The sequence below is a fragment of the Corynebacterium testudinoris genome, from assembly GCF_001021045.1.
In the GTDB taxonomy this organism is placed as follows: Bacteria; Actinomycetota; Actinomycetes; order Mycobacteriales; family Mycobacteriaceae; genus Corynebacterium; species Corynebacterium testudinoris.
On sequence record NZ_CP011545.1, the window covers coordinates 1,611,684 to 1,628,251 of the forward strand.

Genomic DNA, 16,568 nt, shown 5'->3' on the forward strand with positions numbered 1-16,568 from the left:
TTAGCCCGCCGGGTTTTCCACCGGGGCCGGGGCACCGATGCGCGGGAGGCCCAAGCCGACGCCGATCGGCGCGGTGGTGGGCACTCGGCCGGAGGCCGACATGTCCCCCGCGAGGGTGCGACGGTGGGTGAGCACAGCGGCGTCGGCAAGCAAGTAGTACGGGGTGGAACCCGTGATGGTGGTCGTGATCATGTCGCCGGGGCGGATGTCACCATCGAGCGCTCCTGAAGGAACGAAGTGAACGAGGCGTCCGTCGCGAGCCCGGCCCGTCATCCGGTGAGTCTTGTTGCTCTTGCGGCCCCCCTCTTGGACCAGCAACTCCACCTCGGTGCCGATGAGCTGGCGGTTGCCCTCCGCCGACACCCGCTCCTGGAGGGCGACGAGGCGCTCGAAGCGCTCCTGCACAACCTCCTTGGGCACCTGCTCGGCGTAGGTCGCGGCAGGCGTGCCGGGGCGCGGGGAGTACTGGAAGGTATAAGCAGAGGTGAAACGAGCCTGCTCAACAACGTCGAGGGTGGCCTGAAAATCCTCCTCCGTCTCACCGGGGAAACCAACAATGATGTCAGTGGTGATGGAGGCATGCGGAATCTTCGCACGCACCTCATCCAAGATCGCGAGGAACTTCTTGGAGCGGTAGGAACGCCGCATCTCCTTCAACACCTTGTCCGAACCCGACTGCAGCGGCATGTGCAACTGCGGACAAATGTTGGGCGTTTCCGCCATGGCATCAATGACGTCAGTGGTGAACTCAGCCGGATGCGGGGAAGTAAAGCGCAACCGCTCGAGACCGTCGATGGAGCCGCAGGCGCGCAAGAGCTTGGAAAAGGCGCTGCGATCACGCTCAATCTCCGGATCGGCGAAGTTCACGCCGTAGGCATTAACGTTCTGACCGAGCAACGTCACCTCGGTAACACCTTGGTCCACCAGCGCCTGTACTTCGGCGAGGATATCGCCAGGACGGCGGTCAACTTCCTTTCCTCGCAGACTTGGCACAATGCAGAACGTGCACGTGTTATTACAGCCCACCGACACCGACACCCACCCGGCATAAGCCGACTCGCGCTTGGCCGGAAGGATCGACGGAAACGCCTCCAGGGCCTCGACGATTTCCACCTCGGCGGCGTCGTTGTGCCGGGAGCGCTCCAACAGGGTAGGCAGGGACCCGATGTTGTGCGTACCAAAGACGACATCGACCCACGGGGCCTTGGTGATCACCGTGTCGCGGTCCTTCTGCGCGAGACAGCCACCCACCGCAATTTGCATGCCGGGGTGTTCCTTCTTCGTCGCACGCAACTGACCCAACGTGCCATAAAGGCGCTCATCAGCATTCTCGCGGACCGCACAGGTGTTGAAAACGACGAGGTCCGGCTCCTCACCTTCCGCCGCGACGTAACCCGCCTCCTCCAAGAGGCCGGAAAGCCGCTCGGAATCGTGCACGTTCATCTGGCACCCAAAGGTACGAACCTCGTAGGTGCGGGGTTCACTCACGGGGTGATTATCAAGGACTGAAAGGTTCTGCTGCGCCACGGGGTGCCATTCTAGTACCCAGGCAGGCGGCTACCAATTGCTCCCGACTCCCGAACAGATTCCCCCTCAACTGGAGAGTTGCCCGGTCCCCCGGATCTTCGATTGATCGGATCAGCCATGGGGCGAAGATTGCGGCTTTAGCTAAATTTGCCACGTTGCAAAATCGTTAGCGGAAAATGCTCATTTTGCTACGCGATCGGCCTATAGTTCTCATATGACCCAGAACACACCTGTCACGGCTGAAGGATCAGGCAACACCCCCATGATCCGGATGAGCGACGTGCAGAAGTACTTCGACGATTTCCAGGCGCTCAAGGACATCAACCTGGAGATCCCCAGCGGCCAGGTCGTCGTCGTGCTCGGCCCGTCCGGCTCTGGAAAGTCCACGCTCTGCCGCACGATTAACCGCCTCGAGCCCATCGAACAGGGCACCATCGAGATCGACGGCGTCCTCCTCCCTGAAGAGGGCAAAGACCTGGCCAAGCTGCGCGCTGACGTTGGCATGGTGTTCCAGCAATTCAACCTCTTCCCGCACCTGACCATCAAGGACAACGTCACCTTGGGTCCCATGAAGGTCCGGAAGATGAAGAAGGCCGCCGCCTCCGAGCGGGCCATGCAATTGCTGGAGCGGGTCGGCATCGCCAACCAGTCGGATAAGTACCCGGCGCAGCTGTCCGGTGGACAGCAGCAGCGCGTGGCCATCGCCCGCGCGCTGGCGATGAACCCCAAGATCATGCTGTTCGACGAACCAACGTCCGCCCTCGACCCCGAAATGGTCAATGAGGTCCTCGATGTCATGGCGGGCTTGGCAAAAGATGGCATGACCATGGTCGTGGTCACCCACGAAATGGGCTTCGCCCGCCGGGCCGCCGATCGAGTTCTGTTCATGGCCGACGGAGCCATCGTCGAGGACTCCACCCCCGATGATTTCTTCTCCCACCCGAAGACCGATCGCGCCAAGGACTTCCTGGGCAAGATCCTCTCTCACTAATCACCTCATATAACAGCAAAGGACTACCACCATGAAGCGCTCCATTTTCCGCACCGCTGCTCTTGTCTCCACTACCGTTATCGCCGGCGTCGCCCTCGCTGCCTGTGGCTCGGGCTCCTCCTCCGGCGGCGGTGATGGCATGCTCGGCGCCATCGAAGCCGGCGAAGTCACCATCGGCACCAAGTACGATCAGCCTGGCCTGGGGCTTCGTAACCCGGACGGCACCATGTCCGGCCTCGATGTCGATGTCTCCCAGTACGTCGTCGACCACATCGCCGAGAAGAACGGCTGGGAGAAGCCCAACGTCACCTGGCGCGAGACCCCCTCCGCCCAGCGCGAAACCCTCATCCAAAACGGTGAGGTTGACCTCATCGCCGCGACCTACTCCATCAACAAGGGTCGCTCCGAGTCCGTCAACTTCGGTGGCCCCTACTTGGTCACCCACCAGGCACTGCTCGTCCGCGACGGCGAGACCGAGATCACCGACCTCGAGAGCCTCGACGGCAAGATCCTCTGCTCCGTCACCGGCTCCACCCCGGCCCAGAAGGTCAAGGACGCCCTCCCCGGTGTTCAGCTCCAGGAGTACGACACCTACTCATCCTGTGTTGAGGCACTGCGCCAGGGCAACATCGACGCGATGACCACCGACGCCACCATCCTCCTGGGCTACTCCGCTCAGGCTCCGGGCCAGTTCAAGGTCATCGAGATGGAGAAGGACGGCCAGCCGTTCACCAACGAGTACTACGGCATCGGCTTGGCCAAGGACGACACCGAGGGCACCACCGCCATCAACGAAGCGCTCAAGGAGATGCACTCCTCCGGCGAGTTTGACAAGCTCGTGGACAAGAACCTCGGCGGAATGGACGCGGTCTCCCCCGGCACCCCGGGCGACCTTTCCTTCCTCAACTCTTAACCACACCCTGTGACGCCCCTAACTGGGCGTCGACACCGAGGAGACCCTCATGACCGAACTCTGGGCTGATCTTGGCCCACGGCTGTGGCCAGCATTTTGGATCACCATCCAGCTGACCGTGTATTCCGCCATTGGATCAATGATCCTCGGCACCATCCTCACAGCCATGAGGGTCTCCCCCGTCGCAATGCTGCGCGGGATGGCGTCCTTCTACATCAACATCGTGCGCAACACCCCGTTGACGCTCATCATCTTGTTCTGCTCCTTCGGTCTGTACCAGAACCTCGGCTTCGCGATGGCCAGCCGAGACTCCTCCACCTTCCTGGTTGATAACAACTTCCGTCTCGCGGTGCTGGGCTTCATCATCTACACCTCAGCTTTCGTCGCCGAGTCCCTGCGCTCCGGCATCAACACGGTGCACTTTGGTCAGGCGGAGGCCGCGCGATCCATCGGGTTGACGTTCCCCCAGATTTTCAAAGAGATCATCTTCCCCCAAGCTTTCCGCGCCGCGATTGTGCCGCTGGGCAACACACTGATTGCGTTGACGAAGAACACGACCATCGCCTCCGCCATCGGCGTCGCCGAAGCCTCGCTGCTGATGAAGTCCACCATTGAGGTGCACGCCAACATGCTCTTCGTCGTGTTCGGCATCTTCGCACTCGGATTCATCATCCTCACACTGCCCACTGGTCTGGCCATTGGTCGACTCTCCACCCGAATGACGGTGAGGAAGTAATGTCTGTACGCGCAACAGTCCTGTACGACGCCCCCGGCCCCCGCGGCCGGCAACTCAACCGGATCATCACCGCTGCTACCGCCGCCATCACCATCGCAATCCTCGCGTGGGTCCTGTGGACTCTGCAGGCCAACGGTCAGCTCACCGCCGCCAAATGGAGCCCGTTCCTCGACTCCCTGACGTGGAAGACATACCTCCTTCCTGGCCTGTGGGGCACGTTGAAGGCCGCCTTTGCCTCCATCCTGCTCGCACTCATCCTCGGTGTTCTTCTCGGCCTGGGTCGCCTGTCCGAGCAAACGTGGCTGCGGTGGATCTGTGCCGTCATCGTCGAGTTTTTCCGCGCCATTCCGGTGCTGCTGCTCATGATCTTCGCCTACCAGCTCTTTGCCATCTACAACCTGGTAGCACCCCGTCAGCTGGCCTTCGCAGCCGTCGTCTTCGGCCTGACCATGTACAACGGCTCCGTCATCGCGGAGATCCTGCGTTCCGGCATCAATTCCCTGCCCAAGGGCCAGACTGAAGCAGCACGCACGCTCGGCATGTCTCACCGCCAGACCATGTGGTTTATCCTGCTCCCGCAGGCCGTCGCGGCCATGCTGCCGGCACTGATCGCGCAGATGGTCATCGCGCTGAAGGATTCCGCTCTGGGCTACCAGATCGGCTACGTCGAGGTCGTTCGCTCCGGCATTCAGTCGGCGTCCGCGAACCAGAACTTCCTCGCTTCCCTCGTCGTCGTGGCGATCATCATGATCCTCATCAACTGGGCTCTGACTGCCCTCGCCCAACGCATCGAGCGCCAGCTCCGTGCGGGCCGAGCTCGTCGCAACATCGTGGCCAAGGTTCCCGAGCTCCCCGACCAGGGTCTGGCCACCAAGGACAACGTCAACGTCGACTGGCACGATCCCGACTACGTCGAGATCAAGAACCCGGGTCAGTAGGTCAACAGAGCCTATCGGCGCTTATCGACGCCCCCGCACAAGCCCGCTTCCCCCTCACCGGGGAAGCGGGCTTTGTCAATCCTCCAGCTCGGCGATCCGGTGTTCAAGGGCCTCTCGCGCGATGTTGAGGCTCATCCCCTGAGGGAATCCTCGCCGCGCTAGGACGCCGACGATCCGCCGCAGCGTTTTGTCACGCTCCGCCCTGTCCGCTGGAGCGTGTTTCACGCTGCGGGCTTTCTTCGCCGCGAGCGTTCGTGCCATGGCGGCTTCATCCTCAGAGTCGATCTGGGCGAGCGCTTCGGTCCGAGTGGCGGGGTCGACGCCTTTGTCGCTGAGCTCCTGCTCGAGGACGCGAGTTGATTTCCCACGGCGGGCATGGCGCTGCCGGACCCACTCGAATGCGAATAATTGGTCGTTGATGAGGCCGACCTCTGCCAAATCGTCCACCACACTGTCTACGACGTCGGCGGGAAACTCCGCCTGTAGCAGCCGCTGAGTGAGCTCATGGCGAGAACGCGCCCGCTGGTCGAGCAGCCCCAGCGCCCGCTTTCGCACGGCGGCCTTGGCTTCCTCCGCCTCATAATCAAACAGCGACGGCCCATGTCCGGCCGCGTACTCCTCCAGAGCAGTGCGGAGCTGCTCGAGCTTGTCAGCCTGCCTCATGTGCAGCCCCTCCCCCTATTTACTCTCCGGCTGCGGTGGCATCCTCGTCATCGTCGAAATCGACGTTGGGGACCATGTCTACCGGATCATCGCTGAGGTCGGTGCCTTCACCATTGGCAGCATCGGGCCCGATTCCCAGCTTGGAAAAGATCTTGCGCTCGATTTCATCCGCCAATTCCGGGGTCTCCTTGAGCAGCAGGCGGGCCTTCTCCTTGCCCTGGCCCAGCTGGTCGCCCTCATAGGTGAACCAGGAACCAGACTTCTTCACAATGCCGTTTTCCACACCCAGATCGATGATGGAGGACTCGCGGGAAATGCCCTCGCCATACATAATGTCGAACTCAGCGATCTTGAAGGGCGGCGACACCTTGTTCTTCACCACCTTGAGTCGGGTGCGGTTGCCGATGGCATCCTGCCCGTCCTTCAAGGTCTGGATTCGCCGGACATCACACCGCACGGAGGAGTAGAATTTGAGGGCCTTACCACCGGTGGTGGTTTCCGGGGAGCCGAACATCACGCCGATCTTTTCACGCAGCTGGTTGATGAAAATGGCGGTGGTGTTGGAGGTGTGCAGGGCGCCGGTCATCTTGCGCAGCGCCTGGCTCATCAGGCGGGCCTGCAGGCCGACGTGGCTATCACCCATATCACCCTCGATCTCAGCCTTGGGGGTCAACGCGGCGACCGAGTCAATCACGATGATGTCGATGGCGCCGGAGCGGACCAGCATGTCCGCGATCTCCAGGGCCTGCTCGCCGGTATCCGGCTGGGACACCAACAGGGCGTCCGTGTCCACGCCGAGCTTCTTGGCGTAATCCGGATCGAGCGCGTGCTCAGCATCGATGAAAGCCGCGATGCCGCCGGCCTTTTGCGCCTGAGCAATAGCGTGAAGCGCGACGGTGGTCTTACCGGAGGATTCCGGACCATAGACCTCGACGATGCGGCCACGCGGGAAACCGCCGATACCAAGAGCGACATCGATAGCCGTGTTGCCCGAAGAGATCACCGAGATCGGCGGGCGGTTTTCATCACCGAGGCGCATAACAGCGCCCTTACCAAAGTCCTTCTCGATCATCGCCAACGCGGAATCGAGTGCCTTCTGGCGATCGGCGCCCGGGGCCGCAGCAGAATTTTTCTTCTTCGGTGCCATGGTGGTCATTCCTTCTGATTGTTTGGGTGAGTTCGCAAGCTGATCATCGTGCTCAATGAGGTCCACACTCTTGTTAGACTCTCAATTCACACAATCGGCTCCCGCAGCTCACACATTGAGCTTTGTTCTTTGAGGACACGCTAGTCCCATCCCCGGACATCCCGGATCATCGACTTCGAACATACACGCACAATTGTTCGAACTCAATGGGCAACACGCCGCGCGGGAAAAAATCCCTAGAAACCGGGGCGATCTATCCCCAGTCGACGCTCCTCGGGGACATCGAACTCCTCACACAGTTGACGCCACACGGCGCGGAGGTCCTCCCCCTCCTCGATGAGCTGCTCGGGAGTTTTGCCATAGACCGCGAGAACGTGGGAGTGAACAATCCATTTGCCCTGGACGCTTCCAAACTCGTCCTCAACCAATTGGTGAAACTCCGTCAATCGCATGGCCCCGATAGTACTTATTCCTCCACTGCCCCACCAAGCGGCACGCAAAAGACCCCATATGGTCGTTAAACACTGTTCAATGATAAGGTCTTCACCCATGACATCCACCGACACTTCTCGCCCGGCCCGCTCCTCGCGCTCCGGCGTGCAAGACCTCGCCTACATTACAGTATTCGCCGCCCTGCTCGTCGTTCTGGCATTTGTCGCCATCCCGGTCGGCACGGCCGGCGTGCCGATCGTCCTGCAAAACGCCGCCGTCATCCTGGCAGGACTTGTCCTTGGTGGCCGCCGTGGGTTCCTGGCCGTCGCACTCTTCCTCGGCCTTGGCCTCATCGGTTTGCCCGTCCTCGCCGGTGGCCGGACCACTCTCGCTGCCCTCGCCGGGCCGACGGTCGGCTACCTAGTCGGCTATCTCATCTCCGCGGCCGTGGCCGGATGGATCGCCTACCGTGCACCGGCTCGCAAGCGCGGCGTGCAGGCCGTCTACTTCATCCTTGCTGGGGTGATTGGCCTGTTCCTGCAGTACTTCTTCGGCGCCCTTGGGCTCGTGTGGCGTGCGGGCCTCAGCATCGGCGAAGCCGCCCTGGCCCAGGTCCCCTTCCTCGTCCCCGATGCTGGCAAGATGGCTGTCATGGTTATCATCGCCCTGGGTATTCACGCTGCTTTCCCGGATCTTCTCTCCCGCAAAAAGTAATGCCCAGCATCATCTTCCATGACGTCTCCGTGCACTTCGACGGGGACGTCGAACCCGTTCTCCGCCACATTGACCTGCAGCTGGAAGAAAGCCGCATTGGCATCATTGGTGCCAACGGCTCGGGCAAGTCGACCCTCGCCCGGCTGATCAATGGCCTCGGCGAGCCGACGGAAGGGCAGGTGCTGGTTGATGACCGGGACGTCGCCAAGCATGGCCGCGACATCCGCCGACATGTCGGCTTTGTGTTCTCCGATGCCGAAAACCAAATCATCATGCCCCAAGTGCGTGACGACGTCGCCTTTTCCCTCCGCCGCCTCAAACTGTCACGGGAAGAGCGCAACAAGCGTGTCGACGCCGCCCTCGATCGCTTCGGTCTCACCCACCTCGCCGATGCCTCACCCCACACGCTTTCGGGTGGCCAAAAGCAACTGCTCGCGCTAGCGGCGGTGCTGGTGATTGAACCCGACCTCATCATCGCAGACGAACCCACTACCCTTCTCGACCTGCGCAACCGCTCTCGCATCGCCCGAGAATTCTCCCGGCTGTCACAGCAACTCATCGTGGTCACCCACGATCTGGAGATCCTCGACGACTTCGACCGGGTCATCTGCCTCGACCGCGGACAGGTCGTAGCCGACGGAGCTCCTGACGAGGTCACCGCCTTCTATCGGCGGCTCATGGCGGAGCACCCAGCGTGAGAAACATCCCCCTCGGTGTCTACGTTCCCGGCGACACCCTCGTCCACCGCACCCCGGCCGGATGGAAGTTCGTGGCACTGCTTAGCTACATCCTCGCCACGACGATCGCGGTCAAGACCTGGCCACTTGCCGTCGCCTGCCTCGCCGTAGTCAGCCTCTTCTACGTCCTCGCCCGCATTCCCGCGCGCCTGGCCGTGCAACAAACCGCTCCGGTCCTGCCAGTATTGCTGGTGCTGGGCGCATTCCAATGGTGGCAGCGCGGCTGGGAATTCGCCGCCGTCACCGTCGTTGTTCTTCTCTCCTCCGTTGCCGCCGCGGCCCTTCTTACCCTCACCACCACAATCGCCGAACTCATGGCCGCCATCGAGAACGGGCTCGCGCCCTTCGCGCGCTTCGGACTGCCCGTAGAGACCATCTCCCTGGCCATCTCGCTGACAATCCGGCTCATCCCGCTCCAGCTGGCGACCGTCACAGAGGTGCTCGCCGCGCGAAAGGCTCGCGGGGCTGGCTTTTCCATTGCAGCTTTTGGCACGCCCGTCATGGTGCGCTCGATCCGTCGCGCACGCTTACTGGCTGAAGCCCTCATTGCGCGCGGTGTCGCTGACTAATCCCCGCCTGATCGCGACGCCCTGATCGCGACCGGAACGGCGATAATTCGTCATTTCGGGTTCCGCTGCTCACGGCGCACCTCGAGGGGCAGGTTTCGCGTCGCGAGGACGGGTGATCGCGACGGGCTGATCTCGACCGGAACGCCAATTAAGCTCCAGCCAGCTCACAAAACGCTGGGTCGCCTCCCAGCGCACCCAGCTCGCGTCGCGAGGACGACTGATCCCGACGCCCTGATCGCGACCGGAACGCCAATCAAGCACCACCCCGCCCACGAAACACCAGCTCGCACCCCAGCGCACACGGCGAATGTCGGGATCACGCACACGACAACGACCCCGCACCAGCCAGGGTGCGGGGTCGTTCAGATGTAAAGCAGCGGATGCTATTCGCCGCGGAGTTCCTTCATGCGCTGTGCCACGGCGTCGTTGGAGACGTTAGCGGAAGGCTGAGCTCCGCCTTCGAGAGCTTTATCGGCACCGGAGGAGAGCTGGTTGCCGCCCTGCATTTCGGCGCGGATCTGCTCAAGGCGGGAGTGCCCGGCCATCTGAATGCCGGCTTGCTGTACCTCAGCCATGCGGCCTTCGACGGAGTTCTGCGCGAGCTCGGCCTGGCCGAGGGCGTTGGCGTAGCGGCGCTCGATCTTCTCGCGGACCTGGTCGAGGTTCGGAGTGGAGCCGTTGGTGATGGCGTTCATGGACTGCAGGGATTCGGAGACCTTCTCCTGCATCTTGGCCTGCTCCAGCTGGGAGAGGAGCTTGGTGCGCTCGGAGACCTTTTGCTGGAGGGCCATGGCGTTGCGTTCGACGGCTTGCTTGGCCTGGTCGGCTTGCTGCAGGGACTGGTCGTGGAGTTGCTTGGTGTCTTCGACGGACTGCTCGGCGGTGACGAGCTGTGCGGCGAAGGCTTCAGCGGCGTTTTCGTACTCGACCGCCTTCTTGTCATCGCCTTCGTTGCGGGCCTTGTCGGCCAGCTGGAGTGCTTGACGAGTATTAGCCTGCAGCTTTTCAATCTCACCCAGGCGGCGGTTGAGCTGCATTTCCAGCTGGCGCTGATTGCCGATGACGGCGGCTGCCTGCTGGGACAGCTCCTGGTGCTGACGCTGGGCGTCCTCGATGGCCTGCTGAATTTGCACCTTCGGGTCCGCGTTCTCCTCGATTTTCGAGTCGAACAGCGCCATGAGGTACTTCCATGCCTTGACGAAGGGGTTAGCCATGTCGGATGTGAGCCTTCCTAAATAATGTCAATAGAAGCGAGGAACGCATCGTCCTCATCGCCACCATGGTAGCGGAGGAGCCTCGCTGCTGTGTAGCTGGAGGGGTGGGTTGTGGGGAAGCTAAATTCGCTCTGTTGCGAGCTCTTCTGCCACTGATTGCAGGGCCATCGAGCCGGCGGCCTCAATGAGGACGTCAGCGACCGAGGTACCTAGCGCGTAGCAGACGGAGGCGAGCAGTTCAGAGGAGACTTCTTTGCGCCCACGTTCGAGTTCGGATAGGTAGCCAGGCGAGACGCGTGCTTGTTCGGCTAGCTCTCGAAGTGTGATGCCCTGGTCGGCGCGGAAGGCGCGGAGGGCACCACCGAGTGCCTCACGTAGCAGCAGCTCGGGGGCGCGGCGGGACGTGGTGATCGGGGATTCAAGGACAGCGGTGGTAACCATTACTCCCTTTAACGCTTGCTTAGATTATTTTGTTCCCGCACTCGCTCGAGCACTCCGGCCAGCGCTTGAGCGACGGCTGCCTCCCGGATCTCGCGGCGAGATCCGCTCAGGTGCAGCACCTGCGTATCGACGCCCCCGGGCCCAGCAAAGCCCAGCCATACCTCTCCCACGGGGTGTCCGTCCTGGCCCTCCGGGCCAGCGACACCGGTGAGTGATACGGCCCAGTCGGAGCCGCAGACGCTGCGGCAGCCTGTTGCCATGGCGGCTGCGGTGGGGGCGGAGACGGGCCCGTGGGCGTCGAGAAGCTGTTGGGGGACGTGGGCCAGCGTGTGCTTGAGGTCGGTGGCGTAGGTGACCAGGCCACCACGCAGGACCGCGGAGGCGCCGGGTACGTCGGCCACGGTGGCGGCCGCGAGGCCGGCAGTGAGGGACTCACAGAAGGAGATCGTCTGACGCCGGATACGGAGGGCGCTGATAAGCTCCTGAATCATTGCTTTTGCCGAGAATCCAGGAGGTATTGCACTCCGGTGACCACGGTGACCACCACGGCGGCGAGCATGACGATGAAGACGGGGATGTCCATCCAGCTGGGGAATGGAATGAGGTACAGCGCGACGGCGAGCGTTTGCAGGACGGTTTTGATTTTGCCGCCCTTGCTGGCGGGGACGACGAGGCCGCGGCGGAGCATGTACAGGCGCCAGAAGGTGATGCCGAACTCGCGGATAACAATGAGAATGGTCACCCAGATCGGCAACGCGCCGGTGATGTTGAGGCACACGAGCGCGGTGGTCATGAGCGCTTTGTCGGCGATGGGATCGGCGATTTTGCCAAAGTCGGTGATGAGACCGCGGCTGCGCGCGATATCCCCGTCGAGTTTGTCGGTGTACATCAGCAGCGCGAACACCGCGAATGACCACCACATCCAGGAGGTGTGCTGATTGTCACCCTTGAGGACGAGCCACGCGAACACCGGGATGAACAAAATGCGCAGGCTGGTCAAAACGTTCGGCAGGTTGAAGTTGCTGGGCTTGCCGGCCGTTGTCGAAGGTGTCGTTGCTCCACTCACCTCACACACCCTACCTTTCCTGCGGCCCGCGGCAGCGTTGAGCCAGATGAGGATCAGCTGGGAGTGCTTGGCGGGCTAGAATCGTTTGTCATGAACCATTTTGCAATCCACTACCTCTATGCCGCTGATTCGGAAGACATCGTGCGGGTCCGTCCGGAGCATCGGCAGTTTTTGGGCGAGCTCCGCGACAAGGGCCAACTCGTCGGATCCGGCCCCTACACCGACGGGCTCGGCGGCGCGTTGATCATCATTCGCCTGCCCGAGCCCGCGACCATCTCCGATGCCGAGGAGTTGATGGATCAGGATCCCTTCACCCAGCAGCACTGCCTCGCGGGCCGCACCGTCCGGGAGTGGAATCCGGTCATCAACGTCTTTTCTTAAGTGCGTTCCGGAGGATCGGCCGGGGCGGAAGCCTCGGCCGCCGGAACCTCCGAGCCGTTCATCTCTTCGTCAGTGAGCTCGTGGTCCCACTCGGGTGCACGAACTCGAGTATCGATGGCGCCCTGGGACTTGTCATAGTGGTTTCGCCACAGCGACAACAGGACTGTGACCACCAATATGCCGATGATGACCAGTAACGATAGCTCCGTCGGAATCTCCGGGACCAGGACGTTCTCGCCGCCATTGACAAACGGCAGGTTGTTCTCGTGCAGCGCGTGGAGCATGAGCTTGACACCGATGAACGCGAGGATGAGACCCAGCCCGTAGGGCAGGTACACCAGGCGATCGAGCAGTCCGTCGAGCAGGAAGTACATCTGGCGCAGACCCATGAGGGAGAAGGCGTTGGTAGTGAAGACCAAGTAGGCCTCGGTGGTGATGCCGTAGATCGCAGGGATGGAGTCGAAGGCGAACATGATGTCCACCATGCCGATGGCCACGAGGGCGACGAACAGCGGCGTCAGGGCGCGCTTGCCCTTGAAGCGGGTGATCAACGAGTCGCCGTGGTAGCCCGGGGTGACGGGGACAACCTTGCGCAGGAGCTTGATCACGCGCATGTCGTTGGGGTCGGTCTCCGGGGTGTCGTTTGCCTCGTCCCAGATGAGCTTGATGGCCGTCCACAGCAGGAAGATGGCGAACAGGTAGAACACGTCCGACCAGGCCGCAATGACCGCGGCGCCCAGCAGGATGAAGGCAAGCCGGAAGAGCAGCGCCAGGGCGATGCCGATGAGCAGCACCTTCTGCTGGTATTTGCGCGGGATCTTGAAGGCGCCCATGATGAGCGCGAAGACGAAGAGGTTATCGACGCTGAGCGCCTTCTCCGTCACGTAGCCGGTGAAGTACTCCACTCCATGTTGGTGGTCCCACATGAAGTAGACGAAGACGCCAAAGAGCAACGCCAGGCCCACGTAGAACGCTGACCACACGGCCGATTCCTTGAGAGTCGGCTCGTGCGGAGTTTTGACGTGGGAGTAGAAATCGAAGATGAAGAATCCGGCGATGAGCACAATGGTGGCCACCCAGATCCACAAGGGAACAGTCAAAGTATTGGTCCTCCGGTCGAAGTATGAAAAATGCTGACCGGAGGTCTCCCCCACCCTGCGGTGGAACGAAGGCCGACACGACCGGGAACCCTGAAGGATCCGTGTTGACGATCTGTGTCGCTTGCGGGGTACTCCCCTCCATGACGTAGAGCCACTATACACAGTTAGTCAAGTGGCGTCTTTCCCAGTCGTTGAAGGCCGGGTTAGAACGCTCCGCCCGGCGGATTCGCCGGAATGACACGGGTGTCGCTGTCCCCCGCTGTCTCGCCGGCGGATCCACTGGCCCCCTCGGCTTCCCAGCCTTCTTCCTTTGGCGCTTCGGCGGGATCGGCGCCCTTGATCATCCAGATGATGGTGTCGAGCTCTTCTGGCTTGACCAATACGTCGCGTGCTTTGGAGCCTTCGGAGGGTCCCACGACGCCGCGGGTTTCCATGAGGTCCATGAGCCGGCCGGCTTTGGCGAAGCCGATGCGCAGCTTGCGCTGGAGCATGGACGTGGAGCCGAGCTGGGAGGTGACCACGAGTTCGACGGCCTCGAGGAGGTCATCCATGTCCTTGCCAATGTCCTCGTCGATCTCCTTCTTCGCATCGGAGGTCTTGTCTTCGGTGACGCCCTCGGTGTAGTTCGGCATCGCCTGGTTCTTGGCGGCCTCAACCACGGCCTGGACTTCCTCGTCGGTGACAAAGGCACCCTGCAGGCGCTGCGGCTTGCCCGCCCCCTGCGGGATGAAGAGGGCGTCGCCCATGCCGATGAGCTTCTCTGCACCGGCTTGGTCAAGAATGACGCGAGAGTCAGTGAGCGAGGAGGTAGCAAACGCGAGGCGCGAGGGAACGTTGGTCTTGATGAGTCCGGTGACCACGTCCACGGAGGGCCGCTGCGTCGCCAGCACGAGGTGGATACCTGCCGCACGCGCCTTCTGCGTGATGCGGACGATGGAATCTTCCACCTCCTTCGGCGCGGTCATCATGAGGTCGGCGAGCTCGTCGACGACACACACAATGAACGGATAAGGCCGGTATTCGCGCTGGGAGCCGAGGGGGGCCTGGACCTCGCCGGACTTGACCTTGCGGTTGTAGTCCTTGATGTGGCGGACGCGCGCGGACTTCATGTCCATGTAGCGCTGTTCCATTTCCTCAACCAGCCACTGCAGCGCCGCCGATGCCTTCTTCGGTTGGGTGATAATCGGCGTGATCAGGTGCGGGATTCCCTCATAGGGGGTCAGCTCGACCATCTTCGGGTCGACGAGAATAAGGCGCACTTCGTCCGGTGTCGCGCGGGTGAGCAGCGATACCAGCATCGAGTTGACGAAGGCGGACTTACCGGAGCCAGTCGAGCCGGCCACCAACAGGTGGGGCATCTTCTGGAGGCTGTGCGAGACGAATTCGCCTTCGATGTCCTTGCCCAGTCCGATGAGCATGGAGTCATGGTTGCCCCGTGTGGCCGGCGCATTGAGCACGTCCGCCAGGCGCACCATTTCGCGGTCGAGGTTGGGGACCTCAATGCCAACGGCCGACTTGCCCGGAATTGGGGTGAGCAGGCGCACGTTGTCCGTCGCCACGGCGTAAGCCAGATTCGATTGCAGGTTGGTGATCTTAGAGACCTTGACGCCCGGGCCAAGCTCGACCTCGTAGCGGGTTACTGTCGGTCCGCGCGAGAATCCGGTGACGGTGGCATCGATCTTGAACTCGGTGAAGACATCCGTGATCGCTTCGATGATGCGGTCATTGGTCTCCGTGCGCGTCTTCGGCGGTTCACCAGCGACCAGCAGGTCAGTGCTCGGCAGCTGGTAATCCGATTCGCTCTCCGGCTCGCGTGCCGCCGGGATGGGAAGGTCCTTTTCTAGCTCAGACTTCGGGGTGCTCGCCGGAATGGCAGTCGCGTCGATGCCCGAGCGCGCGACAATCGCCTGCCGGATCGCTTCTCGGGAGGTCTCCACCGCATCGGGGGTGGCCACCGGAGTGTTGAACAGCGTGTGCTGCGTGTCCAGCTCAAACTCGCCCTCATGTTCCGGTTCCTCGACCGGGTAGGCCTCCATCGGGGTCTTCGGCTTTGTGCTTATCGACGCCCGCGGCTGTCGCGGTGCCCGCTCCCGTCCCTCTGCGAGGTCCTCAATGTCATCGGCGGCATGCCCGTAGAGGTCATCGTCGTACTCATCGTCATAGTCATCAGTGCCGCGTCCGCGAGCGCCGAACATTTCGCGCACGTAGTCAACAGCCTGCCGGGTCGTGATGCCGGTGACTTTGAGCGCGCCATAGATAATGACGAGCACGAGAAGCGGGATAGCCACGTAGTCGCTGAACCCGGCCGCCAACAGGCCACCGGTCCAGGCTCCGAGTGCCCCACCGGCGAGCAGTCGATCCGACCATTCGGCAGGATTTCCGGCCAACAGGTGAACCAGGCCCAGCATCGACACCGCGATCAGTCCCGTGCCGAGGGCGATGCGTGACCCAGCGACGGGTAGGTGGCGCAGGTCCAGCATGAGGAAGATGGCCAGCCCGACCAATGCCACGGGGAGGATGAGTGCCCCGGCCCCGATGGCCAAGTGAGCAGCCGTGGAAATGGCCGCGCCCACCGGGCCGGCGATGTCCAACCACACCGAAGCGCCGAGAACTGCGGCCAAACCAATGAGAATGAGCGCTAACCCATCGCGGTCTCGGGGTTCCCGCTTGCCCTCTGGCTCGGGGCTCAGTTCCTCCTGGATAGCGGTGGGGGCGTCGTCGTCGTAGAGATCGTCGTTGCGACGCGAGCGAGCCGCCCCGCGCGTGAGGCTACCCACCCCGCGGGCCGTTGCCCCAAAGATAGCACCGAGCCCATTGCCCACAGCCCGAACCGCGCTGCCGGTCCTTTCTTCAGAGGTCTCGGCGGCGCGGAAAGCGGAGGTGGCTGGTTGCGCGTTGTGCCGTGATCGCGCGGTGGTACCCGAGGGGCGAGCGCGATCGGCCGAGCGCCCGGAAGGTGAGCGCTTGGTGGAACGGGAGGCCGAGCTTCGAACAGACAT

General features: G+C 62.3%; 18 protein-coding genes. 8 read left to right on the forward strand and 10 right to left on the reverse strand.

The window, feature by feature from the left end:
* The gene (miaB, locus tag CTEST_RS07765) at positions 1-1,488 is read right to left on the reverse strand and encodes a tRNA (N6-isopentenyl adenosine(37)-C2)-methylthiotransferase MiaB (protein ID WP_144413248.1); all 1,488 of its coding nucleotides are present in this window, start codon (positions 1,486-1,488) and stop codon (positions 1-3) included.
* A 301-nt stretch (positions 1,489-1,789) separates the two neighbouring features.
* Here miaB and gluA point away from each other — a divergent pair, with 301 nt between their 5' ends.
* From gluA to CTEST_RS07785, 4 genes are read left to right on the forward strand one after another with little or no spacing between them, the layout of a single operon-like run.
* Positions 1,790-2,518: a glutamate ABC transporter ATP-binding protein GluA gene (gene gluA, locus CTEST_RS07770; protein WP_144413316.1), complete on the forward strand. Its 729-nt coding sequence runs from the start codon at positions 1,790-1,792 to the stop codon at positions 2,516-2,518.
* A 31-nt stretch (positions 2,519-2,549) separates the two neighbouring features.
* Positions 2,550-3,431, forward strand: a complete 882-nt coding sequence (locus tag CTEST_RS07775; RefSeq protein WP_047253261.1) for a glutamate ABC transporter substrate-binding protein — start codon at positions 2,550-2,552, stop codon at positions 3,429-3,431.
* A 49-nt stretch (positions 3,432-3,480) separates the two neighbouring features.
* Positions 3,481-4,167 (forward strand): amino acid ABC transporter permease, encoded by a 687-nt coding sequence (locus CTEST_RS07780; protein WP_047253262.1) that lies wholly within the window; start codon positions 3,481-3,483, stop codon positions 4,165-4,167.
* On the forward strand, positions 4,167-5,105 hold the full coding sequence (locus tag CTEST_RS07785) for an amino acid ABC transporter permease (protein ID WP_047253263.1): 939 nt from the start codon (positions 4,167-4,169) through the stop codon (positions 5,103-5,105). Before CTEST_RS07780 ends, CTEST_RS07785 begins: the two co-directional genes overlap by 1 nt.
* A 75-nt stretch (positions 5,106-5,180) precedes the next feature.
* On the opposite strand, the gene recX is transcribed toward CTEST_RS07785, so the two are convergent.
* The 3 genes from recX to CTEST_RS07800 all read right to left on the reverse strand — a co-directional run bounded on the left by recX (position 5,181) and on the right by CTEST_RS07800 (position 7,367).
* Complete coding sequence (gene recX / locus CTEST_RS07790; RefSeq protein ID WP_047253264.1) at positions 5,181-5,768, reverse strand: recombination regulator RecX; 588 nt, start codon at positions 5,766-5,768, stop codon at positions 5,181-5,183.
* A 19-nt stretch (positions 5,769-5,787) separates the two neighbouring features.
* Entirely contained in the window at positions 5,788-6,915 is a 1,128-nt protein-coding gene (recA, locus tag CTEST_RS07795) for a recombinase RecA (protein WP_047254310.1), read from the reverse strand.
* 236 nt (positions 6,916-7,151) lie between these two features.
* Complete coding sequence (locus CTEST_RS07800; RefSeq protein WP_047253265.1) at positions 7,152-7,367, reverse strand: DUF3046 domain-containing protein; 216 nt, start codon at positions 7,365-7,367, stop codon at positions 7,152-7,154.
* Between the two features lie 97 nt (positions 7,368-7,464).
* Here CTEST_RS07800 and CTEST_RS07805 point away from each other — a divergent pair, with 97 nt between their 5' ends.
* From CTEST_RS07805 to CTEST_RS07815, 3 genes are read left to right on the forward strand one after another with little or no spacing between them, the layout of a single operon-like run.
* Positions 7,465-8,061, forward strand: coding sequence for a biotin transporter BioY (locus CTEST_RS07805; protein WP_236686059.1), 597 nt, complete (start codon positions 7,465-7,467; stop codon positions 8,059-8,061).
* A complete protein-coding gene (locus CTEST_RS07810; protein ID WP_047253267.1) occupies positions 8,061-8,759 on the forward strand; it encodes an energy-coupling factor ABC transporter ATP-binding protein in 699 nt (232 codons plus the stop codon). Before CTEST_RS07805 ends, CTEST_RS07810 begins: the two co-directional genes overlap by 1 nt.
* A complete protein-coding gene (locus CTEST_RS07815) occupies positions 8,756-9,367 on the forward strand; it encodes an energy-coupling factor transporter transmembrane component T family protein (RefSeq protein WP_047253268.1) in 612 nt (203 codons plus the stop codon). The genes CTEST_RS07810 and CTEST_RS07815 overlap by 4 nt, the downstream gene beginning before the upstream one ends.
* 383 nt (positions 9,368-9,750) lie before the next feature.
* On the opposite strand, the gene CTEST_RS07820 is transcribed toward CTEST_RS07815, so the two are convergent.
* The 4 genes from CTEST_RS07820 to pgsA form a co-directional block, all read right to left on the reverse strand.
* Positions 9,751-10,581 (reverse strand): PspA/IM30 family protein, encoded by an 831-nt coding sequence (locus CTEST_RS07820; RefSeq protein WP_047253269.1) that lies wholly within the window; start codon positions 10,579-10,581, stop codon positions 9,751-9,753.
* Positions 10,582-10,701: 120 nt separating this feature from the next.
* Complete coding sequence (locus CTEST_RS07825) at positions 10,702-11,022, reverse strand: helix-turn-helix domain-containing protein (RefSeq protein ID WP_047253270.1); 321 nt, start codon at positions 11,020-11,022, stop codon at positions 10,702-10,704.
* An 8-nt stretch (positions 11,023-11,030) separates the two neighbouring features.
* On the reverse strand, positions 11,031-11,513 hold the full coding sequence (locus CTEST_RS07830; protein WP_047253271.1) for a CinA family protein: 483 nt from the start codon (positions 11,511-11,513) through the stop codon (positions 11,031-11,033).
* A complete protein-coding gene (gene pgsA, locus CTEST_RS07835; protein WP_083985502.1) occupies positions 11,510-12,088 on the reverse strand; it encodes a CDP-diacylglycerol--glycerol-3-phosphate 3-phosphatidyltransferase in 579 nt (192 codons plus the stop codon). Before pgsA ends, CTEST_RS07830 begins: the two co-directional genes overlap by 4 nt.
* A gap of 90 nt (positions 12,089-12,178) precedes the next feature.
* Between pgsA and CTEST_RS07840 the strand changes: the two genes are divergently transcribed.
* Positions 12,179-12,469: a YciI family protein gene (locus tag CTEST_RS07840; protein WP_047254311.1), complete on the forward strand. Its 291-nt coding sequence runs from the start codon at positions 12,179-12,181 to the stop codon at positions 12,467-12,469.
* Here the strand turns inward: CTEST_RS07840 and CTEST_RS07845 are convergent.
* Together CTEST_RS07845 and CTEST_RS07850 are read right to left on the reverse strand one after the other, a co-directional pair.
* Complete coding sequence (locus tag CTEST_RS07845) at positions 12,466-13,569, reverse strand: TerC family protein (RefSeq protein WP_047253273.1); 1,104 nt, start codon at positions 13,567-13,569, stop codon at positions 12,466-12,468. The two genes, CTEST_RS07840 and CTEST_RS07845, sit on opposite strands and share 4 nt — an antisense overlap.
* A gap of 203 nt (positions 13,570-13,772) precedes the next feature.
* Positions 13,773-16,568: an FtsK/SpoIIIE family DNA translocase gene (locus CTEST_RS07850; protein WP_047253274.1), complete on the reverse strand. Its 2,796-nt coding sequence runs from the start codon at positions 16,566-16,568 to the stop codon at positions 13,773-13,775.

Coding starts and splice junctions, on each gene's coding strand:
- CTEST_RS07775 (WP_047253261.1), top strand. CDS start 2,550: ATGAAGCGCTCCATTTTCCGCACCGCTGCTCTTGTCTCCACTACCGTT.
- CTEST_RS07780 (WP_047253262.1), top strand. CDS start 3,481: ATGACCGAACTCTGGGCTGATCTTGGCCCACGGCTGTGGCCAGCATTT.
- CTEST_RS07800 (WP_047253265.1), bottom strand. CDS start 7,367: ATGCGATTGACGGAGTTTCACCAATTGGTTGAGGACGAGTTTGGAAGC.
- CTEST_RS07850 (WP_047253274.1), bottom strand. CDS start 16,568: ATGTCTGTTCGAAGCTCGGCCTCCCGTTCCACCAAGCGCTCACCTTCC.
- gluA (WP_144413316.1), top strand. CDS start 1,790: ATGATCCGGATGAGCGACGTGCAGAAGTACTTCGACGATTTCCAGGCG.
- CTEST_RS07840 (WP_047254311.1), top strand. CDS start 12,179: ATGAACCATTTTGCAATCCACTACCTCTATGCCGCTGATTCGGAAGAC.
- CTEST_RS07820 (WP_047253269.1), bottom strand. CDS start 10,581: ATGGCTAACCCCTTCGTCAAGGCATGGAAGTACCTCATGGCGCTGTTC.
- recA (WP_047254310.1), bottom strand. CDS start 6,915: ATGGCACCGAAGAAGAAAAATTCTGCTGCGGCCCCGGGCGCCGATCGC.
- CTEST_RS07825 (WP_047253270.1), bottom strand. CDS start 11,022: ATGGTTACCACCGCTGTCCTTGAATCCCCGATCACCACGTCCCGCCGC.
- CTEST_RS07785 (WP_047253263.1), top strand. CDS start 4,167: ATGTCTGTACGCGCAACAGTCCTGTACGACGCCCCCGGCCCCCGCGGC.
- CTEST_RS07830 (WP_047253271.1), bottom strand. CDS start 11,513: ATGATTCAGGAGCTTATCAGCGCCCTCCGTATCCGGCGTCAGACGATC.
- CTEST_RS07810 (WP_047253267.1), top strand. CDS start 8,061: ATGCCCAGCATCATCTTCCATGACGTCTCCGTGCACTTCGACGGGGAC.
- recX (WP_047253264.1), bottom strand. CDS start 5,768: ATGAGGCAGGCTGACAAGCTCGAGCAGCTCCGCACTGCTCTGGAGGAG.
- CTEST_RS07805 (WP_236686059.1), top strand. CDS start 7,465: ATGACATCCACCGACACTTCTCGCCCGGCCCGCTCCTCGCGCTCCGGC.